The following is a 21,454-nucleotide window of genomic DNA, read 5'->3' as shown; positions in this document are numbered from 1 at the left end:
ATTTTAAAGGTCGAAATCGTCTTCCGAAGCTGCCGTTCCGTCGGCCATCAAAAACGCTTTAAGGAAAGGCGTAAGATTTCCGTTCATCACAGCATCTACATCCGAAGTTTCATGTCCCGACCGAACGTCTTTTACCAATTTGTAAGGATGCATCACGTAATTTCTGATCTGGCTTCCCCATTCTATTTTCATTTTGTTGGCTTCGATTTCGTTACGCGCTTTCAGTCTTTCTTCGAGTTCCATTTCGTATAATCTGGATTTCAAAAGCTGCATCGCTTTTTCTTTATTTTGAAGTTGAGAACGCGATTCGGAGTTTTCAATAATTATTCCTGTGGGTGCGTGACGAAGACGAACCGCAGTTTCAACTTTGTTCACATTTTGTCCGCCGGCTCCCGAACTTCGCATGGTTTCAAATGAAATATCAGCAGGATTTATGTTAATTTCAATGGTATCATCCACCAAAGGATAAACATAAACCGAAACAAAGCTCGTATGCCGTTTTGCATTAGAATCAAACGGTGAAATCCTCACCAATCTGTGAACGCCGTTTTCTCCTTTCAGGTAACCAAAAGCATATTCTCCATCAATTTCTAAAGTAACGGTTTTCACTCCGGCAACTTCGCCTTCCTGAAAGTTGAGTTCCTTGATTTTGTAACCTTGCTTTTCCGCCCACATTGTATACATTCTCATCAGCATCGATGCCCAATCACAACTTTCGGTGCCTCCCGCTCCGGCAGTGATCTGAAGAACCGCAGAAAGCTCATCGCCTTCATTGGAAAGCATATTTTTAAATTCTAAATTTTCAATTTTTTCCATCAATTGCGGAAAGCTTTCATCCAGTTCTTTTTCAGAATCAGGATCTTCTTTCGCAAATTCCATTAAAACCTGAAGGTCTTCAAACTGAGCGTTGATTTCTTCATAATCTTCAACCCACTTTTTTTTCGATCGAAGCTGCTTCAGGAAAACCTCAGCCGCTTTAGGATTATCCCAAAATTCCGGAGCTGCCGTTTTTTCATCATCATTGGAGATTTCTATCTTCTTTTTGTCTATCTGAAGATATTTGTGGAGGTCTTGAATTCTGGATTGAATTTCTTTTATATTATCGTTGTTGATCACGAATTTTTCTTTTTTGCAAAAATAAGGTTTATAGTTGAGAATTTGTAGACTATAATCAGTTGTCATTCTAAACGAAGCGAAAGCGCAGATAAAGAATCTAAAATTAATTGAAGATTCCCCCTTCGTCGGAATGACAAAATAGCAGTTTTTACTTTAGAAAAAAATACTATTCTTAATCAGAAACTAATTTATTTCTTAACTTTTAATTCTTCATCTTCCCCATTATGGTGAAAACCGATCACTCTTCGCGGCGTTTCTACGGCTTTATAAGATTCGAGCTCAGTTTTTAAGGCTTGAATTCTCTGCTGAAAATCATCCAGATTATTGATTACGGCATCATTGAGAAACTGGGCAACCTGATTCAGATACTCTTCGGTAAGCTTTGAAGCCGATTCCTTTAAAGCTCCATGCAAAATACTTTGATTTATTTTAAGATTCTCGTTTCTTGTTTTCTGATAAAGATTTTTGATTCGTTTTTTTAAACTTTGCGTAAAATCTATAATCATCGTATTGCTGAAAGCCTTCATTTTTGAAGCAACATCTCTCCAAAAAGGAACTTTATCGGCTTTATTATTTTTAAGAATTTTAAAAAGCATCGAACTTTCGTCAAGTCCTTTCGTCATCGCATATAAAATAATTTCGGCTCTTTCTGAAAGATTGGGCGGGAAAACAGGAATCATCACATCAAATCTTCCCGGCGCCAGAATTTCTTCATCAATTTCCGAAACCGAGTTTGCGGATCCCACCATTAAAAGATTTTCCTTTTCAAATTTGCTGATGTAATGAAGAATAATTTCCTGAGTTTCGAGATTGCATGACGCAACATCGACTTCAGCTTTTCTTTCCCTCATAATTTCATCAAAATCATCCATAAAAAGAAGCACTTTTTCATCTTTCATCATTTTTACGAGAAAATCGTTGAAGCTGGTTTTATTTCCGTCCACAAACGAAGTTCCCAAATAATGTTTTTTTACTTCTTTAAATTTATAATTAATAATTTCAGCAATTTTATTGGCCCAGAAAATTTTACCGCTTCCCGGAGGCCCGTACAAAACAATTCCGGCCGGCTTGTGAATTCCCCAATCTTTGACCTGCTGCGGATTTAAAAACGATTCCAAAACATCCGAAATGTGGAAAAAAAGATCGCGGTAACCTATAAAATCTCTATGCTGAAGGCTCGTCGTATGTCCGAAATAATTATAAACAAACTGATAATTTCCACCAAGTTTCTGATCGATTCCGTAGCTTGAAATAGAAGATTTGAAAAAACCGTTGTCAAAAATATTGGGATTATTTTCTTTTATCGCTTTTTCTACCTTATCTTTTGGCTGATTGATGGTTTCGGCGATTTGCTCAAGCGTTTTATTTTTGTCAAGATCTTTTTCGTATTGTTTCAAAAAATCGGCATTCTCTTTTGCAAACTTTTCAAAATCTTCTTTTACTTCAAAATTGGTACTGATGCAGTCGATAAGATCAAGCTCAAAATCCTGAATAAACTGTTTGATACTTTCTGGCGATACATTTAATTCTTTTGCAAGTTCGATAAGCTTCATAAATATCTGTTTATTGTATCAAATTTAATATTTTTTTTGAGATTGAGGTTAGATTAAGGTTTAAACTAAAAATTCATAATTCATAATTCATAATTCATAATTCATAATTCATAATTCATAATTCATAATTCATAATTCATAATTCATAATAAATAAAACAAACTCAGACATTCTGTAACATTTTAAAAAAATCACGACTATTATAATGTAAAACAAAGTACATGGAAAAAATTTTATCAGTAAAAAATCTGACAAAAAAATTCAAGAGAATCGCTGTGAACAATATTTCTTTTGATGTAGAAAAAGGTAATGTTTACGGGCTTCTTGGCCCCAACGGAAGCGGAAAATCAACCACTTTCGGAATGCTTCTTTCAACCATAAACCCTACAAGCGGCGATTGGTTTTGGTTTGGTAAAAAAGGAACAGATTCTGAAACCCTGAAAAAAATTGGCGCAATCATCGAACAGCCCAATTTTTATCCTTATCTGAGCGCAGAAACCAACCTGAAAATCGTAGCCGAAATTAAAGGAACGCCACAATCAAGAATTGATGAAGTTTTAAGTACCGTTGGGCTTTTGGAACGAAAAAAAGACACATTCAGAAGTTTTTCTTTAGGAATGAAGCAACGTCTTGCCATCGCATCAGCTTTGCTCAACAATCCCGAGGTTCTTATTTTGGATGAGCCGACAAACGGCTTGGATCCCGAAGGAATTATTCAGATCAGGGAAATTATCGGAAGCATCGCAAAAAAAGGAATTACCATCATTATTGCAAGCCATCTTTTGGACGAAATTGAAAAAATATGCAGCCATGTGATTGTTTTGAAAGAAGGAAGTTCCATTTATTCCGGAAGAGTTGACGAAATTACAAGCAACAAAGGCTTTTTTGAGTTGAAAGCAGATAATAACAATGCACTTTTAAGTATTTTGGAAGAACTTCAATGGTTTACTTCCGTACATATCGAAGGTGATATTATTAAGGCCCAAATCCGTGAAGATGCATCGATTTCCGCATCGGCTCTGAATGAAAAATTAGCTGAAAATGGCATTTTCTTATCACACCTTGTGAAGAAAAAACTGTCGCTTGAAACTCAATTCCTTGAACTTGTAAAAAACACAAAATAATCATGATAAAATTATTAAAACTTGAATATTATAAAAACCTGAATTATCTTCCTTTTAAGATTTTCACAGCGCTTTATTTTGCCATTCTGATTGCTCTTCTTTTCATCGGGCTTGTAGATCTGAAATTATTTGGTTCAACAATTAATCTGAAAGAAGAAGGCATCTACAATTTCCCGGAAATCTGGAATTTCACAACCTGGATCGTTGGTTTGCTGAAAATATTTTTAGGGTTAATCATTGTATTTTCCATTTCTCAGGAATTCAGCAACAGGATGTTTAAGCAAAACACGATTGATGGTTTGAGCAGAGAAGAATTTATCGGTTCAAAATTATTGACAATTACTATTTTTACGTTTATTTCTACAATACTCGTATTTATCATTACTCTGTTTTTGGGGAAAAATTATTCCACCGTAACAGATTCTGAAATGGTTTTCAAAGAAATGTTTTTTATCGGAAATTATTTTGTGAAACTTTTTTCGTTTTTCTGTTTCCTGATGTTTCTTTCTATTTTACTGAGAAAATCTGTTTTTGTTTTCCTTGCGTTTTTTGTATTGTGGATTGGCGAAAACATTTTGAGTGGCGTAGAAAGTTATTCAAAATTGTCAGGATTGAAACCTGCCGAAAAAATGGAAGTTGCACAAAATTCGTTTTTCTTTTCTAAACTACTTCCTCTGGAAAGTATGTCGAGTCTTATTCCGAATCCGATGTTGAGACTGAATATGGCCAAAGCATTAGGTTTAAAATACGAATTTACCTATCCGACAGAAAGCTTAATTGCATGTGTAGTTTGGTGTGTGATTTTTATTTTAGCTTCCTATTGGATTTTAAAGAAAAAAGACTGGTAAATATTTATTATTAATTATATAAAAAGTGATTCGTACTGAATCACTTTTTTTGTTACGTTTATTGATATTTAGCTTTTTGTGATGAAATTATAGGATAACAAGCTATTTTTTATCAAACAAAATAGTTCCTCCGCCTTGCATCAACTGCAATTGTTGCTTTTCGGGAATAAAATTGATTTTTACACCGGCTTTTTCATATTTAAACTGATCATTTTCTACAAAATCCAAAGGAAATTCCTGCTGATTGGTTCCCTGACCAAACAAAACTTCATCCCGTATAAAGATTTTTATATCAAAAGGAATATCTTTTGTGCTGTAAACGCCAACATATTTTTCCAGCTTCGAAACAGCAACCTTTTCATTATTTAATGTTGGATAAGTATAACTTTGATCATAAAGCAGGCTCAAAATTCCTATTGCAAAATTATTGGCTCCAATTTTATCTGCATTGATGGAATAAGAAAACGAAATCTGATCTTCAGGATTGAAAATCATCAGCGAATTGGTTCCATACGTTCCGCCACTGTGCCCGTAAAATATTTTAGAGAAAAAAGGAACTTTTATGATCCCTTTTCCGTAGACGTCATCTTCTTTTGGCAACATTTTGGCAAGCGAATTTTCAGAAACTAATTTTCCTGCGAAAAAAGCATTAATAATCACATTAAGGTTGCTTGGCGTAGTTGCAATATCGCCAACTCCAACTACATTATTAAAATCAAAATCTTTCACAGGCGTCCAGTTTCCTTCGTATTGATAAGGCTTAAAAACATTTTTAGGGCTTTGACTTGCTGTGTAAAAGTCTTGTAGATTTAAAGGTTTAACAAAGTTTTCCTTTAAGTTTTCTGCATATGTTTTTTTAGTGATTTTTTCTAAAATTTTAGTCAAAAGATAATATCCTGAATTTGAATATCGGCTGTTGCTTCCCGGCTCGAAAACAGAACCTTGTTCTTTAATATGTTTGATAATTTGTTCATCAGTTGCTTGATTTACTAGCCATTTTACATCCTCTTTTCCTTGCACGTAATCTCCTAATCCTGCTGAATGATTCAGCATTTGATTAATGGTAATCTTTTCTGCATTGGGAACTTCAGGAAAATATTTTGAAAGCTTATCCTCAAAACTTAGCTTTTTTTTCTCGATTAATTTAAACAGCATTACTGCGGTCATTGTTTTTGTGACAGAACCGATTTGAAATGTTTTATCTGTATTTGAAAGATCTGGAAGATTTTGCTGTCCGAAATTTCTTTTATATATTTCCTTTCCGTTTCTGAAAATAGAAATTTCACCGGCTTCAGCTTTATTTTTCTCTAAATAAGACAAGAAATCATCAATATTTTTTAAGCTTTTATCCAAATTTTCAGGAAGCGAAATAACTTCGGCCGATGTAGCTTTCACAGCTTTTTTATAAGGAAGTAAGATCAACGGAAGCGAAACCCCAGCCTGCGTAAGTGTTCCGTTTATTTTTTGATCTTCAAGTTTACCTTTATAAATGGCGTATATGCTTTTTATTTCAATAGTCAATTCGTTGTTTTCGAATGTAGTTTTATCGGCAGGAATTCCTTCTATTTGCTGCAAAGGACTGTCGGTTGTAGATTTATAAAAATCTTTAATTTTTTCAATATTAAAAATAACAGGGATTTTTGTTCCTTCATAATTTATTTCACCTTTCCAGGATCCGGTTATTTGTTGAGCAAAAAGAGCTTGAATGCTTATCAGAAAAACTAAAAATAGAAATTTGGTTTTCATGGTATTTTATATTAAAAATTATGATGCGGTAATGATGACAATGACAAAGCATTTATAAATTTAAAATTTATTTAATAATATAAATTTAATTCATAAAAAGCTTTATAATGTATTTAGTTTCAATCAATATCTTGAAATTATTTTTCCAATATTCCTCTTATTTTGTTTGCATTTGAGATCAATTCGCCTAAATATTCAAAGTTTTCCTTTTCTAAAGCAGACTTGAATTTTCTGAGCTGCGAAATATGTTCATTCAAAACATCCAGCACATTTTCTTTATTTTGTTTAAATATCGGAACCCACATTTCGGGATGTGATTTTGCTAATCGAACCGTACTTGAAAATCCGGAACTCGCCAATTGGAAAATGGTTTCTTCTTCGCGTTCTTTCTCCAAAACCGTGTTGGCAAGCGCATAAGAAGTGATGTGCGAAATATGTGAAATATAAGCGGTATGAACGTCATGAGCTTCTGCATTCATATAAATCAGGTGCATATCTAAATTTTCGACAATGTTTCTTACCTGCTGCAATGCGTCAACAGCAGATTCTTCTTTATTGCAGATCACGCCTGCTTTTCCGGAGAAGCTTTCGGCGATTGCAGATTTCGGGCCGCTGTTTTCAGTTCCCCACATCGGGTGAAAAGCCACAAATCTCGAACGTTTCGGATGATCTTTTACAGAATTGACGATGCCTGCTTTTGTAGAACCAACATCCATCACAGTTTGGTTTTCAGAAATTAAATCCAAAACATTGGGCAAAATTTTTCTTGCGGCATCTACAGGAATTGCGATGATAATTAAGTCAGAATTTTTGATTCCGTATTCCAAATCTACTTTTGCGTCAATTATTTTTGAATCTAGCGCTTCGTTAAGATGTTCGTTGCTGTTGTCTATTCCATAAACGAAATCAACAATTCCTTTTTCCTTTAATTTTAATGCGATTGAACCTCCGATCAATCCTACACCAATGATACTTATTTTCATTTTGATATTTTTAAAAATAAAAAACCCCGTCCGAGGACGAGGTTTGAAGTTATATAACAAGAATCTCTATCCCAAATCTGAGCTTAAAATTCTATAATAATATGTTCTGTTTGTAATCACAAAGCGAAGATAAGGATTTTTTTTAATTTGAATTAGAAGTGAATTTATTTTCACTATTTAAATTGACTTTTCACTTGCAGAGCAAAACTCACCATTTGCCAATTAAGGATTGCTGATAATCAATGTTGATGGAATATCCGATAACCAAAGGCTTTTTGAATCGATAAGACCGCGCCAGCTTTTTTTACTGATCAGCATAAGATCTTGTCCTTGAAGAAATTCTTTTTCAATTTTTTTCTCATTATATAAAGTGATATGATTAGGCGCCACTTGTTCGATGCTTCTGATCAGTTCTTTTATTTCAATGTTGCTTCTGATCTGTCCCGCAGCATCAAGAATAATGATTTGGGAATTGCTGTTATTGATCAATCTTTTTGCATATTCAAGAAGATAAAAATCACTCAGATTAAAAATAGGAATAAAAACTTTGTCTGCAGAAGTAAATCCTTTATCGACTAAAACGCCAACCGGAATATTGGTTTTATCTAAAATCTGTAATGTAAAATCGTCAAACGGAGAATTGTTGAAAATATAGCTTTTTCCTTTTACAGTATTTAGCAGTTTTTCGGGGTTGATGATTTTGGTTGTGAATCCTAATAATCTACCCAAAAGGCTTCCTTCATACATCGATTTCCCAAGCATGATTAAAAGCAGGTCGTAATTTCCTTTGTTTGAAATGCTGGTAAGATCACTTTCGATGTCGGTAGATGCTTTGAAAAGTGTCGTAACTTCCACCTGAAGTTCATGTGATGTTTCAATAACATTTCTGAACTGATCATTTTCGTATTCATTCATTTCATAAGTATGCATTTCTTCAACAGGAGCGATATTCATTGCGGTGATGCTCTTGTTTCCGTTCATTTTATGAGTGAAATTGTGGGCAAGTTTCAAAAGAATGCTTCCTGATTCGGGATGATCAAAAGAAAGAAGAACACGGTATTTGGAATCATTTTCATCCTGAATAATGTCGCTCTTTTTAGATCTGAATGTATAATTGATAAGATCCAGAGCCGGACCGGTCATGAAAGTTGTAAAAAGCGCCATAATGACCATCATTGCAAAAATTTCAGGACTTAAAACTCCCAAATCATATCCGATATTTAAGACAATAAGTTCCATTAATCCTCTTGTATTCATCAGAGCACCAATCGTTAAGCTTTCTTTCCAGTTGATTCCCAGAAATTTTGCCGTCAAAGCACTTCCTGCAAACTTTCCAACTACAGCGACTAAAATTATAGCGCCGGCTGTTACCCACAAATGTCCTTCATTCAGCAATCCTATTTGCGTGCGAAGTCCCGTAAATACAAAGAAAAGCGGCAATAAAAGTACAAGCGCAACATCTTCAACTTTATCAATAAATAAAGATCTGAATTTTGCATTTTCCGGCATGATTGCTCCCGCCATAAACGCTCCAAATAATGCATGAATTCCGATAACTTCCGTTGCGTAAGATGATAAAATCAATGTCAGGAAAAATATGGCAACCATCGGTTTATTAATCGTGTTTTTCTCTGCCTGAAGATCTCCGATTCTTTTTAGGAAAGGTCTTACGATTTTTATCATCAAAAATACATAGCCAATCGCCATTAAAATCACATAAATAGAACTTGCAAAAGAACCTGCTTTTACAATCGCAATCACTGCTGCCAAAATACACCATGCCGTAATATCGTCGGCCGCAGCGCAAGTAATAACGATTGTTCCAAGTTTTGTTTTCTGAAGGTTTCGCTCCTGAACAATTCTTGCCAATACCGGAAAAGCAGTGATACTCATCGCAATAGCAATAAATAACGCGAAAGATGTGAACTGAACGCCTTCGGGAGCAAATTCCTGATAAATAAAGTAAGAAAGCCCAATTCCCAACGCAAAAGGAATAATAATACTTGCATGACTGATGACAACCGCATCATGGGCTTTTTTTCTTAAAACACTCAAATCCAGCTCCATACCAACGATGTACATAAAAAGAATTAGTCCGATTTGACTTAAAAACTGTAAATTCCCTAAAGATTCTTTTGGAAAAAGAAATGCTGAAAATTCAGGAAAATACATTCCAACCAATGAAGGACCCAGAATAATACCGGCAACCATTTCGCCAATTACGCTAGGCTGTTTTATTTTAATACAGATCCAGCCTAGAAATCTTGCTGCCAGAATAATGGTCACAATCTGAGCCAGAAGAAGAGCCAAAGGATGATGTAGATTGGTCTGAAATGCGTCTCTAAAATTATCCCACGTAGAACCGTTGTTGGTTTTCACGATGATATTTTCTCCAGCTTCCAAAGTCTGCCCCTGTAACATAAACCAATACATTAGGCTCGAAAAGACAGCGATGGTTACTATATAAAAGATGATATTTCTGTATTTCCCCAAATTCATAATTCCGTTATTTGAGTACAAATTTGAAAAGAATAAAAATATATTTGATAATGAATTGTTTTAAATGTAATGAAGGTTTAAAAAAATGTAACAAACATGATTATTGGTCTCCAAACACTTGCATCAAAGCGCTTTTATAAGTCTCGCCGATCTGTAATTTTAAAAAATTATCATGATTAACTTCGATATTCGTGATGATTTCATGAGTCGAAAAAACTTTGATGGCCGAAATGGCAATAATTTCTTTTTTGTTGACCTGTGCAAAATCTTTCGACGGCAACATTTCTAAAATAGACTTGAAATTGAGATTCTTTAAAACGATGGTTGTATTGTCTTTCAGAGTGATTTCTTTGTCGCGACTGTCGATTTCAGAAGTTTTGATATATGCGATCTGATCTGTGAAAATAATGGTTTTACCCATATTTGTATTCCATTCGATAAAGTCTTTTTTTTGAGAATTGATGTTGATTTGCTTTACTTTTTCGAAAGCCTGCATCAGCCTTTCTTTTTTAATTGGTTTTCGCACATAATCAACCACATTCAGGTCAAAAGCTTCTGCAGCATATTCTTTGTAAGCGGTTGTGAAAATGATTTTTTTTGAATCTGAAATTAATTCTGCAACCTGCAATCCGGTCATTCCCGGCATTTCTATGTCCAAAATACAAAGGTTGCAGTCGAGATTGCCGATTTCTTTCAGGAAAATTTTAGGATCATTAAAAGCTTTTATCACTTCTACATTTTCTATTTGTTCACACAGAAGTTTGAGATAGCTTATTGCTAAAATTTCGTCATCTAATATAACGCACTTTATCGTAGAATTCACCTAAATTTATTTTTAATTCTGCTGTGAAGATACCGTTTTTTGAACTTCTGTTGAGTTCGTAAAAGTTGTGATAAATCATTTTCAGCCGTTGATCGAGCGACTGGCTTCCAAAACCGCTTTTTTCCTTTTCGAGTATGTTTTTTAATGAAGCTTTATTGCTGACTTTCATTGTGAAAATTCTGTTTTCCAATTCAAGATGAATTGAAATGAAGGAATCCTGAGCAAGAAAATCTGTGTGTTTAAAGGCATTTTCAATCAAATCTACAGAAATTAACGGGGCAAAAACTTTTTCCTCATAAATTGCATCTGATTTATCAATTTTAGATTTAATCCTGAAATCAAATAGCGGATTTATTTTTATTTTGTTGATTTCAATCAGGTTTAAAGCAAAGCTGATTTCCTCTTTTGGGCTTACAAATTTGTTGTTGCTTTCGTATAAAATATAATCCAGAATATTAGCCAGCTTGTCTAGCGACATGTAGGTTTGATAAGCGTGCGATTGTACGGAATTAAGAATATTTTTAAACAAATGCGGATTTAGTTTTGTACCAATTTGCTCAAGCTGAACTTCATTTAATTTCTGTTCGATCAGTTTATTCGTTTCTAAAAGCTTCGTATTTTTCTTTCTGAAACTTTGATTTTGGCCGAATAAATAAATGCTTACCGTGAGAAAAAAGAAAATAGCAAATACTCCAACGAAAATCAGATAATCGTGAATCATGTAGTAATTACCATCCATCGCAATAGATTATTTTATCTTTTTTAAGCTCAATAATTGAGTGTTTTCGGCGCATTTTTCAAAAGTAATTTCATAGCGCGGGTTTTCTTTTGGATAGAAAATCAAATAATCGGGACACGGTTGCTTTTGGGCGTGACTTCTGTCAAAATCAACTTTCCCATTAGTAATAATGCTGTCTTTTAAGAAACTTTCGGTAATTTTTAAAGTATTCATTTCGACTTTAAAGCTTTCAGAATATTTAAAATCCTTTGAAAGAGTTTCGGCAATTACACGGCTGTTTGGCAGATATCCGCTGCAGCTTACCCCTTTTTTATTAAGAACAAAAAATACAATGATAAGTCCCGGGACAAGGCCAATTAAAAAGAATTTGATTTTTTTCATTAGAAAATTAGAAGATTGATATCATGATATGTAAGTCCAAAACGGTCGCAGATAATTTTCTTCGTATGTCTGCCTTTGTACATATACAGGCTTTGTTTCATTTCGTTTTTGCGGATCAGCATATTTTCAAAACCTCCTTCTTCATCGTAATTCAGAATGTAGGAAAGGAAGAAATTTGAGATCGCTTTCGTGGTTGTTCTTGGCATTTTTGAAGTCAAATTCGGAAGCCCGCAATGAATTACGCCGTGTTTTATAATGTAAGGCTCATCCATTGTTGTCAGTTCAGAAGTTTCGATCACTTTTCCATTATCAATGGCAACATCGATGATTACGCTTCCTTTTTTCATGTTTATTACCATATCTTCGGTCACGACAGACTGCATATTGAGCCTTGGAAGCGCCCCGATCACAACGTCTGCGCGTCTTAAGCTTTTGCTCAATTCTTTAGGATCAATGATTGATGTTGGCACTCTGCTGTCAACCAATGTGTGCAGTCTTCTGAGTTTTGAGAGAGAATTGTCAAAAACTTTCACGCTTGCGCCTAGTCCAATTGCGGCTTTTGTTGCAAATTCGCCCACGATTCCGGCGCCTAAAACAACCACTTCAGAAGGCCGTACGCCAGTGATTCCGCCAAGCATTAAACCGTTTGATAAAGCCAGCAATTCTGACGCATACAATATGGAAACTGTTCCGGCAATTTCGCCTATCAAACGTACTAAAGCCAATTGCTTGTATTCGTCAACGATAAATTCAAAGGCAATGGCATTTACTTTTTTCTCGGCCAGCTTTAGGAAATATTCTTTGTCTCTTAAGTTGATTTGTAATGCAGAAACCAAATAAGTGTGAGGCTTAAAGTATTCTATTTCTTCTTCCGTTGGAGGATTTATTTTAAGAATCAGATCCTGACTAAAAGCTTCTTTAGGATCTTTGGTAATTCTGGCTCCCGATTCCGAATATTGAAGATCTGTAAAAAAAGAGCCTTCTCCCGCGCCGGCTTCCACAATGATCTCGTGGCCGTGCTCTACCAAAACCTGTACCGCATCAGGCGTGATGCATGTGCGTCTTTCGTTGAGACAGGTTTCTTTAGGAACTCCGATACTGAATTGTTTGCCTTTTTTTATTACTTCCAACTTTTCCTCCTTTGGAATCAATTCTTCCTCGGAAAAAGGAGTAAAAATATTTGTAGTGCTCATTTTTTTAATTCAATTATGACTTACAGAAAAATAAAAAATCATGGTTTCTTAAAGCAAATATACATAATATTTACTCGAAAGTGATTTCTCTCGTCTCTTCGGTATTGTGAATATTCATCGTATGATATTCCAATCCGTACAATTCTTCTTCATAGATTTCCGGCCATTCTATAATGCAGAGAAAAGCGTTGTCAAGATATTCTTCGATGCCGATATCATAGGCTTCTTCGATGTTTTTCAGGCGATAAAGGTCAAAATGATATACTTTTCCTTTTGGTGTATTGTATTCGTTGACAATAGAATATGTTGGTGAATTGACCTCATCATCACTTTCCAAATTTTTAAGTAAAAACTGTGTAAAGGTGGTTTTCCCAGCACCCAAATTCCCTTTTAATAATAAAATCGGATGCTGAAGCTGAGAAAGTATTTGTTCTGTAACTTGTTGCCAGTCTGTGATGTTTTTAATATTAAATTTCATGAATTTAATTTGAAGCAAAAATACTAATAAAAGTAGTACATTGTATTACTTAATTCGATGTGAAAACTGCTATTTTTACTACTTTTGTATCATGATTTCCAAGCAGACGATAGATAAAATATTTTCCACGATCCGTGTAGAGGAGATTGTTGGCGAATATGTGCAGCTGAAAAGAGCGGGATCCAACTTTAAAGGGCTGAGTCCGTTCCATGATGAAAAGTCGCCAAGCTTTGTAGTTTCACCAAGCAAGCAAATCTGGAAAGATTTCTCGACGGGAAAAGGAGGAACTGCAATTTCATTCTTAATGGAAATTGAAAATTTCACGTATCCTGAAGCGCTTCGACATGCTGCAAAAAAATACGGAATTGAAGTTGAAGAAGACAAACGTGAGTTTTCCGAGGAAGCAAAAAATGCTCAGTCTGAACGGGATATTCTTTATAAAATCCATGAAATTGCAAATGAGTATTTCCAAAATATTTTGTGGGAAAATGAAGAAGGAAAATCAATCGGATTGTCGTATTTCAGAGAACGCGAACTGAAAGATGATATTATCAAGAAATTTCAGTTGGGATATTCGCCCGAAAAGAAAAATGCATTTACGGAATTTGCATTAGAAAAAGGATATTCAAAAGAAATTTTGGAGAAATCCGGCTTATCTATTTTCCCTGAAAATTCTCCGGCAGGAATCGACCGTTTCCGGGAAAGGGTGATGTTTCCGATTCACAGTTTTTCAGGAAGAGTTTTAGGTTTTGGAGCGAGAATTCTTAAGAATAACGTAAAAACTGCAAAATATCTCAATTCACCCGAAACAGAAATTTACCACAAATCAAATATTTTATATGGCTTAAACCAAAGCAAACAGGCCATTTCGAGAAAGAATGTCTGTCTTTTGGTGGAAGGTTATATGGATGTCATTTCGCTTCATCTTTCAGGAATTGAAAATGTGGTGGCGAGTTCAGGAACTTCTCTTACGACCGAACAAATTAAGCTAATTAAAAGGCTTACCGAAAACGTAACGATTCTTTTTGACGGCGATAATGCAGGAATAAAAGCGAGTTTCCGAAGCATTGACATGCTGCTTACGGAAGGAATGAACATTCGGGTTTTGCTTTTCCCGGAAGGTGATGATCCCGATTCGTTTGCAAGAAAACATCCGCAAGAATATGTTGAAAATTTCATTGAAAATGAAGCGACAGATTTTATAGATTTTAAAGCTGAAATTCTTTTAAAGGAAGCCGGAAATGATCCGATAAAAAAAGCAGAAGCGATCCGAAATATTGTAAAATCGGTAGGATTTGTACAAAACGCGCTGAAAAGAGAAGTTTATTTAAAAGAAGTTTCCAATAAATTTGGGCTTTCTGAGCAGAGTCTTTTTAACGAACTTGATATTCAGAAAAAAATCACTCAAAATCAAACTCCTAAAAGTCAGCCAAAAGACAATATTCAGCCAAAGCTGGAAATCGTTCCTAAAAATACAGAACAGGTTGATCCAATCGTGTTTGATCTTTTGAAACAGGAAGATAATCTGATCAATCTGATGCTGAATTTCGGTGATATTGTTCTCCACAGAGAAAATGAAGCTCACGAAAAATATGAAATCACAGTGATTGAAGAAATCCTCCATCATTTTGAGGAAGAAAATTATGAATTTCAGCTCGAGATCAATAAAATAATCATCGAGAGCATTAAAGAAGGTATTCAAAATGAAGAATTAAGAAAAGGAAATTTCTTTATGACTTATATGGATGAAAATATTACGACAAAAGTTGTCGATGCCATAATGCCTTTAAATGATCTTGAAAACTGGGCTTCACGCAATATTTATCCGCCAAATTATGGTGATAAAATCAACAGTCAGGTGGAAGGTGATATTTTAATTCATAAGTTCAGATACATTGATTATTTAATTAAAAAAGTCAGTGAAGAGCTTGAAAGTCAAAGTAATGATGATTCTAAATATTATGAATCTATCAAAAAAATAACTTTGCTGAAACAGGCTTCTATGCAGCTTTCTGAAGTTTTGGGATATTCTCCGATTAAAGGAATTTATGTGAAAAGGTAAGCACGTTGTAAGAATTAGGTGCATTTTAAACTTTAGCCTAAACAAAAACTTTAAGTTTGAACCTTATTTCTGCCAAAAAGTCCTATAAAATTTTAGGAATAAAAATTGTAAATTACATATCAGTAAAAATTGTAAAAATAATACCAATAGAAATATGGACATTAAAAAAGAATTCAGAGATTTCTCTGTAAAACACTTAGGAAACAACGGTTTAGTAACCGATCAGTATATGGGAATGTACGGCCCAAGTAATCTTACGCCATACATCATGGAAGAAAGAAGATTAAACGTTGCACAAATGGACGTTTTCTCTCGTTTGATGATGGACAGAATTATCTTCCTGGGAACAGGAATTGACGATCAGGTTGCCAATATCGTAACGGCTCAGCTTTTATTCCTTGAAAGTGCAGATCCTTCAAAAGACATCCAAATTTACATCAATTCTCCAGGCGGAAGCGTGTATGCAGGTTTGGGAATTTATGACACAATGCAGATCATAAAGCCTGATGTAGCTACAATCTGTACTGGTATTGCTGCTTCAATGGGAGCTGTTTTATTAGTTGCGGGTGAAAAAGGAAAACGTTCTGCCTTAAAGCACTCTAGAGTTATGATTCACCAGCCGTCTGGAGGTGCACAAGGTGTAGCTTCCGATATGGAAATCAACTTAAGAGAAATGCTGAAGTTGAAAAAAGAGCTTTACGATATCATTTCTGAACATTCTGGACAAACTTACGAATGGGTAGAAAAAGCGTCTGACAGAGATTATTGGATGACTTCTACTGAAGCGAAAGAGTTTGGAATGGTAGATGAGGTTTTACAAAGAACAAAAGAGAAGAAATAATTTTTTCTTGAAATAATAAAAACCGGCGCGCCTCTTCGAGGCGCGCCGGTTTTATATATATTTTATTTTAATTAAAAGCTTCAATAATCTTAGAAAAATCATCTAATTTCAAAGCAGCGCCGCCAATCAATCCACCGTCAATATCCGGTTGAGAAAAAATTTCTTTAGCATTATCAGGTTTTACAGAACCTCCGTAAAGTATAGAAACTTCATCAGCAACTTCCTGTCCGTATTTTTCAGCAATAATTCCTCTGATGTGAGCATGAATTTCCTGCGCCTGTTCGGGACTTGCCGTTTCGCCGGTTCCGATTGCCCAAACCGGTTCGTAAGCAATAACCACTTTTTTGATTTCTTCTGCTGAAAACGTGAAAAGAGCGGTTTCAGTCTGAGTTTTTACCACATCCAAATGTTGTCCTGCCTTTCTCTGTTCAAGCGTTTCGCCATTGCAGTAAACAGGAATTAAACCTTTATCTAAAGCTAATTTCACTTTTTTGTTGCAGCTTTCGTCATTTTCACCGTGATATTGTCTTCTTTCAGAATGTCCGATCAAAGAACCATTTACATCAATTGATTCAAGCATATCTGCAGAAAGTTCGCCTGTGTAAGCTCCACTTTCAAATTCGCTCATATCTTGTGAAAATACACCGATTTCGTCTTTTTCAAAAATATCTTTTGCCATCATTAAATACAGAGACGGCGGTGCAATCCAAACTTCACAATTAGTTGTGTTTGTATTTTTATAACTAAGTAACTGAATCATCAATTGCTGAGCATCAATTACATTTTTGTTCATTTTCCAGTTTCCTGCAACTATTTTTCTTCTCATAATTTATCTAAAATTATTTATTAATTCCTTCTAATTTAAACATAAAAGCATACACCAAAGCAGTATCTTTCAGATAATCAAACCTTCCTGAAGCACCACCGTGACCATAAGCCATATCTGTTTTTAATAAGAGCACATTTTTATCGGTTTTCATATCTCTCAATTTTGCCACCCATTTTGCAGGCTCAAAATATTGTACCTGAGAATCATGTAAACCAGTTGTTACCAAAATATTAGGATAACTTTTCTTTTCTATATTTTCGTACGGAGAATATGATTTCATATAGAAATACGCTTCTTTATTGCTCGGATTTCCCCATTCGTCGTATTCATTGGTTGTCAAAGGAATAGTTTCATCCATCATCGTATTCACAACATCCACGAAAGGAACTTGCGAAATAATGCCGTTCCATAAGTTAGGATTCATATTAACAATAGCTCCCATTAATAAACCTCCTGCACTTCCGCCTTGAGCATAAAGATGTTTTGGCGAAGTATATTTTTCTTTTACCAAATATTCTCCAACATTGATAAAGTCGGTAAAAGTATTTTTCTTTTTCAACATTTTTCCGTCTTCATACCATTGTCTTCCCATTTCCTGGCCGCCGCGAATATGTGCAATGGCAAACGCAAATCCTCTATCTAAAAGACTCAGCCTTGTGCTGCTGAAAGTAGCATCCATCGAATTCCCGTAAGAACCATAAGCGTAAAGCAAAAGCGGGTTGTTTCCGTCTTTTTTGAATCCTTTTTTGTAAACAATAGAAATAGGGATTTTTGTTCCGTCTGTTGCGCTTGCAAAAAGTCTTTCGGTTACATAATTTTCTTTATTATAACCTCCTAAAACTTCCTGCTGTTTCAGTAAAACTCTTTTTCCGGTTGTCAAATTTTGTTCAAACTGCGAACTTGGAGTAACCATGGAAGTATATCCGAAACGGAAGTCGTCGGTATTATATTCCGGGTTTCCCGACGGATAAACGGTATAAGCAGGCTCATCAAATTTTAAAAATTCTTTTTTACCTGTTTTTCTGTCAAGAATAACCAATTGTGAAAGTCCGTTTTGTCTCTCGCTGAACACAAGATAATTTTTAAACTCAGTGATTCCTTCCATCAGCACATCTTTTCTGTGCGGAATAAAATCTTTCCAGTTTTCAACACCTGTTTTGTTTAAAGGTGTTTCTACCACTTTAAAGTTTAAAGCGTCTTTATTTGTTGTGATTAAAAATTTATCTTCCAAAGGAATCACATCATACAAAACATCTTTCATTCTCGGCTGGAAAACTTTAAATGTTCCGTCCGGATTGCCAGCATCAAGATATCTTGTTTCCGAAGAAGTTGTTGCTCCGGAATATATCATGATGAACTTTTCGTTCTTAGATTTTCCAACACCTATATAATTTGTTTTATCTTTTTCCTCGTAAACCAAAACATCCTTAGAAACATCTGTACCTAAAGAATGTCTGAAAATCTTTTCTGATAAAAGTGTTTCCGGGTTTTTTGAAGTGTAGAAAATAGTTTTGTTGTCGTTTGCCCAGGTTGCAGAACCCGATGTGTTTTTGATCCCGAGATCAGTTGTTTTTCCTGTTGATAAATCTTTTAAAAACAATTTATATTGTCTTCTGGAAACATCATCAACTCCGTAAATCATTTTTGTATTATCGGGACTTATACTGAAACCTGAAGCTGAATAATAAGCATGACCTTCCGCCGTTTTATCAACGTCCAGAAGAATTTCTTCGGGAGCTTTTAGATTCCCTTTTTTTCTGCAATATTTAAAATACTGTTTTCCTGTTTCGGTACGGCTGTAATAATAATATCCGTTTTTGAAAACAGGAACAGACTCATCTTTTTCCTTGATTCTCGCCTTCATTTCCTCGAAAAGCTTGTCTCTGAAAGGTTCTGTATCTTTCATCATGCCTTCCCAATACGTGTTTTCCGCTTTTAGATAATCAACTACTTTTGTAGAATCTTTTCCTTTTTTAAAATAATCGATCATCCAATAATAAGGATCGTTTACTTTATCTCCGTGTATTTCTCTGATGTGCTGCTGTTTTTCGGCAACGGGAACTTCCATGTTGGGGAAATTCTGAGCCTGAAATAAGGAGCTGCTGATTATTAAGATTCCTAAATAAAATTTTCTCATGAGTATTTTATTTTTGTATGATTAATCCAAATTCCAGATATTTTTTAAAAGTTTGTAATATGTATGCTCCTCATCGGTTACAATATTATCTGCTTTTATCAATGTTTTGGCAAACTGAGCAAAGTTTTTGCGTTCTTCTTCCGTAGAATCATCGTAGAAACAACGTGCATGAAACTCAAAATGTCCTTTCCATTCTTCAGGCTTCAATAAAGCGATTGTTTCCAGCTCGTTGTCTAAATCTATATTAAAAGGAAATTCGTCAGCTAAATATTGCTGAACCAACATTCCTTCTTCGGGCGCAAATTCTCCGTCAACGGATGAAAGAATCATTAATAAATGGTAACCGGCAATAGGTTTATTTGATTTTTGCATGAGTATGTATAATGTTTATATAAGGTTAATTTAAATTGATAATTCACTATTTAATATAGCATTTTGCAGGCTGTTTGTCTACAATTTTTCCGTTTTGTAAAGTCAGTACAAAAGGATTGCTTCTTGCAATGGTTTTGATAGCAGTTCCATCCATCATTGTATTTTTGATTGTTTTAAAAGTATCCTGATCCGTAGAAACTCCGTAAACAACATTAGCTTTCTGACTTTTAGCTTTAGCTTCAACCTGCTTCAGAAGTTCAGGCGAAACGTCTTTCGGATGATAAGCAAAAACCAAAACTGCTTTGGGCGCATTGATGACTTCTTCCGTTAAATCTATTCCTGTAATATCTTCGATTTTGAACTTGGCAATTTCAGATTTGTAGCCTTCTTTTATCAGTTTCGATTCATTTTTACCTTCTTCAATTTTCCATGGTGAGCCTTCTTCCCAATATTTTGTTTCATTAATATAATCGTCCTGATTTACTTTTAAAATCTCGCCGGTTTTATCATTTTTCAGCGAATAGAAAGTTTTGTATTCGGAAGGATTTTTGTTGATTTTTGCTTTTTCGGCTTTCAGATCTGTTCCGATTTTATAATCACGGAAATCGATTAAAGGTTCATACATAATTCCTTGCGCCATAATATAAATCATAGCCAAAGAAAACAGTCCCAAAAGGATATATTTAAACTTATTCGGAGTCTCTTTTTTGTTGCTGTAATCATCCTTTTCCTTAAATTCATTTCTGTACGCTACAAACAAAATAATCAAACCGACCAAAAGAGCAACATCTTTCACAAAGCTTTCCCAAGGCGTAAATTTGATGGCATCGCCAAAGCATCCGCAATCTGTAACCACATTGAAATAAGCCGAATAAAACGTGAGAAATCCAAAGAAAATGCAAAGCGCAATCAATACTGAAATGGTAAATTTTAGCTTAAGTTTTAATAAAAGCATAAACCCAAGGAAGAGTTCCAAAACCACAACAATAATCGAAAAAAGCAACGCAAACTTCTCAAGAAAAGGCATATTGAAAACGGAAGGTGAAAAATATTCTTCCATTTTGAATGAAAAACCAACTAAATCTACAGCCTTTACAAAACCCGAAAGGATAAAAATAACTGCAATAACAAAACGTAATAAACTTTTGATCATATTAAATAGTTTTTGGTTCTAAATTGTTTTCCTTTTCTGAGAATTTAATAAGACAGAAAACCGCGTAATTCAGCATATCAAAATAGTTGGCATCCAAACCTTCTGATACAATTGTAACGCCTTGATTATCTTCTATTTGCTTGGTTCTCAATACTTTCTGGTAAATCAAATCGGTAATCGAAGAAATTCTCATATCTCTCCATGCTTCACCGTAATCATGATTTTTTCTTTCCATTAAGGCTTTTGCTTCGCGAGAATATTTGTCGTAAAGGCTTAAAATTTCCTCTTTATTTTCGTTAAAATCATTTGACAAACCTTTTTCAAGCTGAATCAATCCGATGATAGAATAGTTGACGATGGCGATAAACTCACTTTCTTCACTTTCATCCACCATTTTTATTTCGGTCATTTGAAGAGTGCGGATTCTGTTGACTTTGATGTAAATCTGATCGGTAATAGAACTCGGTCTCAAAACCCTCCATGCTGCGCCATAATCCTGTAATTTTTTGCTGAAAAGATCTCGGCACTGACCAATAATTTTCTCGAACTGTATTGAAGTTTTTAGCATAAATTCTCT

General features: G+C 34.7%; 19 protein-coding genes. 4 read left to right on the top strand and 15 right to left on the bottom strand.

Features of this window, described 5'->3' with window-relative positions:
• Positions 1-3: 3 nt before the first annotated feature.
• A complete protein-coding gene (gene prfB / locus AC6CHK_RS04655) occupies positions 4-1,116 on the bottom strand; it encodes a peptide chain release factor 2 (RefSeq protein WP_498094024.1) in 1,113 nt (370 codons plus the stop codon).
• Positions 1,117-1,304: 188 nt separating this feature from the next.
• Positions 1,305-2,669, bottom strand: a complete 1,365-nt coding sequence (locus tag AC6CHK_RS04650) for an ATP-binding protein (protein WP_498094022.1) — start codon at positions 2,667-2,669, stop codon at positions 1,305-1,307.
• A 221-nt stretch (positions 2,670-2,890) separates the two neighbouring features.
• Here AC6CHK_RS04650 and AC6CHK_RS04645 point away from each other — a divergent pair, with 221 nt between their 5' ends.
• Together AC6CHK_RS04645 and AC6CHK_RS04640 are read left to right on the top strand one after the other, a co-directional pair.
• Entirely contained in the window at positions 2,891-3,793 is a 903-nt protein-coding gene (locus AC6CHK_RS04645) for an ABC transporter ATP-binding protein (RefSeq protein ID WP_498094020.1), read from the top strand.
• A 2-nt stretch (positions 3,794-3,795) separates the two neighbouring features.
• Positions 3,796-4,641, top strand: a complete 846-nt coding sequence (locus tag AC6CHK_RS04640) for an ABC transporter permease (RefSeq protein WP_498094018.1) — start codon at positions 3,796-3,798, stop codon at positions 4,639-4,641.
• Positions 4,642-4,743: 102 nt separating this feature from the next.
• Here AC6CHK_RS04640 and AC6CHK_RS04635 read toward each other — a convergent pair whose 3' ends face one another.
• The 8 genes from AC6CHK_RS04635 to tsaE form a co-directional block, all read right to left on the bottom strand.
• Entirely contained in the window at positions 4,744-6,387 is a 1,644-nt protein-coding gene (locus AC6CHK_RS04635; protein ID WP_498094016.1) for a serine hydrolase domain-containing protein, read from the bottom strand.
• A gap of 137 nt (positions 6,388-6,524) precedes the next feature.
• Positions 6,525-7,370 (bottom strand): prephenate dehydrogenase, encoded by an 846-nt coding sequence (locus AC6CHK_RS04630; RefSeq protein ID WP_498094014.1) that lies wholly within the window; start codon positions 7,368-7,370, stop codon positions 6,525-6,527.
• Between the two features lie 222 nt (positions 7,371-7,592).
• Complete coding sequence (locus AC6CHK_RS04625; RefSeq protein WP_498095113.1) at positions 7,593-9,863, bottom strand: cation:proton antiporter; 2,271 nt, start codon at positions 9,861-9,863, stop codon at positions 7,593-7,595.
• Between the two features lie 106 nt (positions 9,864-9,969).
• Complete coding sequence (locus AC6CHK_RS04620) at positions 9,970-10,692, bottom strand: LytR/AlgR family response regulator transcription factor (protein WP_498094012.1); 723 nt, start codon at positions 10,690-10,692, stop codon at positions 9,970-9,972.
• Complete coding sequence (locus AC6CHK_RS04615; protein ID WP_498094010.1) at positions 10,658-11,431, bottom strand: histidine kinase; 774 nt, start codon at positions 11,429-11,431, stop codon at positions 10,658-10,660. Before AC6CHK_RS04615 ends, AC6CHK_RS04620 begins: the two co-directional genes overlap by 35 nt.
• Before the next feature lie 9 nt (positions 11,432-11,440).
• Complete coding sequence (locus AC6CHK_RS04610; RefSeq protein WP_498094008.1) at positions 11,441-11,812, bottom strand: hypothetical protein; 372 nt, start codon at positions 11,810-11,812, stop codon at positions 11,441-11,443.
• The gene (locus AC6CHK_RS04605) at positions 11,812-13,005 is read right to left on the bottom strand and encodes an alanine dehydrogenase (RefSeq protein ID WP_498094006.1); all 1,194 of its coding nucleotides are present in this window, start codon (positions 13,003-13,005) and stop codon (positions 11,812-11,814) included. Before AC6CHK_RS04605 ends, AC6CHK_RS04610 begins: the two co-directional genes overlap by 1 nt.
• Positions 13,006-13,075: 70 nt before the next feature.
• Positions 13,076-13,483 carry a tRNA (adenosine(37)-N6)-threonylcarbamoyltransferase complex ATPase subunit type 1 TsaE gene (tsaE, locus tag AC6CHK_RS04600; RefSeq protein ID WP_498094004.1) on the bottom strand — a complete coding sequence of 136 codons (408 nt, stop codon included), beginning with the start codon at positions 13,481-13,483 and terminating at the stop codon, positions 13,076-13,078.
• 91 nt (positions 13,484-13,574) lie between these two features.
• Between tsaE and dnaG the strand changes: the two genes are divergently transcribed.
• Positions 13,575-15,545: a DNA primase gene (dnaG, locus tag AC6CHK_RS04595; protein ID WP_498094002.1), complete on the top strand. Its 1,971-nt coding sequence runs from the start codon at positions 13,575-13,577 to the stop codon at positions 15,543-15,545.
• A gap of 154 nt (positions 15,546-15,699) precedes the next feature.
• Positions 15,700-16,386 (top strand): ATP-dependent Clp endopeptidase proteolytic subunit ClpP, encoded by a 687-nt coding sequence (gene clpP, locus AC6CHK_RS04590; protein WP_498094000.1) that lies wholly within the window; start codon positions 15,700-15,702, stop codon positions 16,384-16,386.
• 67 nt (positions 16,387-16,453) lie between these two features.
• Here the strand turns inward: clpP and tpiA are convergent, their stop codons facing one another.
• From tpiA to AC6CHK_RS04565, 5 genes are read right to left on the bottom strand one after another with little or no spacing between them, the layout of a single operon-like run.
• Positions 16,454-17,212, bottom strand: a complete 759-nt coding sequence (gene tpiA / locus AC6CHK_RS04585) for a triose-phosphate isomerase (RefSeq protein WP_498093998.1) — start codon at positions 17,210-17,212, stop codon at positions 16,454-16,456.
• A 13-nt stretch (positions 17,213-17,225) separates the two neighbouring features.
• Positions 17,226-19,352, bottom strand: a complete 2,127-nt coding sequence (locus AC6CHK_RS04580) for a S9 family peptidase (protein WP_498093996.1) — start codon at positions 19,350-19,352, stop codon at positions 17,226-17,228.
• Between the two features lie 21 nt (positions 19,353-19,373).
• Complete coding sequence (locus AC6CHK_RS04575; RefSeq protein WP_498093994.1) at positions 19,374-19,724, bottom strand: tellurite resistance TerB family protein; 351 nt, start codon at positions 19,722-19,724, stop codon at positions 19,374-19,376.
• Between the two features lie 46 nt (positions 19,725-19,770).
• On the bottom strand, positions 19,771-20,877 hold the full coding sequence (locus tag AC6CHK_RS04570; RefSeq protein WP_498093992.1) for a BT_3928 family protein: 1,107 nt from the start codon (positions 20,875-20,877) through the stop codon (positions 19,771-19,773).
• Position 20,878: 1 nt separating this feature from the next.
• A complete protein-coding gene (locus AC6CHK_RS04565) occupies positions 20,879-21,445 on the bottom strand; it encodes a DUF1599 domain-containing protein (protein ID WP_498093990.1) in 567 nt (188 codons plus the stop codon).
• Between the last annotated feature and the right edge of the window lie 9 nt (positions 21,446-21,454).

It is taken from the genome of Chryseobacterium sp. GQ58, assembly GCF_059758895.1.
This window is presented reverse-complemented; position numbering and strand designations above follow the sequence as displayed.

Excerpts from the sequence above, each read along its gene's own strand:
- AC6CHK_RS04650 (WP_498094022.1), bottom strand. The coding sequence starts at position 2,669 with ATGAAGCTTATCGAACTTGCAAAAGAATTAAATGTATCGCCAGAAAGT.
- AC6CHK_RS04645 (WP_498094020.1), top strand. The coding sequence starts at position 2,891 with ATGGAAAAAATTTTATCAGTAAAAAATCTGACAAAAAAATTCAAGAGA.
- AC6CHK_RS04640 (WP_498094018.1), top strand. The coding sequence starts at position 3,796 with ATGATAAAATTATTAAAACTTGAATATTATAAAAACCTGAATTATCTT.
- AC6CHK_RS04635 (WP_498094016.1), bottom strand. The coding sequence starts at position 6,387 with ATGAAAACCAAATTTCTATTTTTAGTTTTTCTGATAAGCATTCAAGCT.
- AC6CHK_RS04630 (WP_498094014.1), bottom strand. The coding sequence starts at position 7,370 with ATGAAAATAAGTATCATTGGTGTAGGATTGATCGGAGGTTCAATCGCA.
- AC6CHK_RS04615 (WP_498094010.1), bottom strand. The coding sequence starts at position 11,431 with ATGGATGGTAATTACTACATGATTCACGATTATCTGATTTTCGTTGGA.
- AC6CHK_RS04610 (WP_498094008.1), bottom strand. The coding sequence starts at position 11,812 with ATGAAAAAAATCAAATTCTTTTTAATTGGCCTTGTCCCGGGACTTATC.
- AC6CHK_RS04605 (WP_498094006.1), bottom strand. The coding sequence starts at position 13,005 with ATGAGCACTACAAATATTTTTACTCCTTTTTCCGAGGAAGAATTGATT.
- tsaE (WP_498094004.1), bottom strand. The coding sequence starts at position 13,483 with ATGAAATTTAATATTAAAAACATCACAGACTGGCAACAAGTTACAGAA.
- dnaG (WP_498094002.1), top strand. The coding sequence starts at position 13,575 with ATGATTTCCAAGCAGACGATAGATAAAATATTTTCCACGATCCGTGTA.
- clpP (WP_498094000.1), top strand. The coding sequence starts at position 15,700 with ATGGACATTAAAAAAGAATTCAGAGATTTCTCTGTAAAACACTTAGGA.
- tpiA (WP_498093998.1), bottom strand. The coding sequence starts at position 17,212 with ATGAGAAGAAAAATAGTTGCAGGAAACTGGAAAATGAACAAAAATGTA.
- AC6CHK_RS04580 (WP_498093996.1), bottom strand. The coding sequence starts at position 19,352 with ATGAGAAAATTTTATTTAGGAATCTTAATAATCAGCAGCTCCTTATTT.
- AC6CHK_RS04575 (WP_498093994.1), bottom strand. The coding sequence starts at position 19,724 with ATGCAAAAATCAAATAAACCTATTGCCGGTTACCATTTATTAATGATT.
- AC6CHK_RS04570 (WP_498093992.1), bottom strand. The coding sequence starts at position 20,877 with ATGATCAAAAGTTTATTACGTTTTGTTATTGCAGTTATTTTTATCCTT.
- AC6CHK_RS04565 (WP_498093990.1), bottom strand. The coding sequence starts at position 21,445 with ATGCTAAAAACTTCAATACAGTTCGAGAAAATTATTGGTCAGTGCCGA.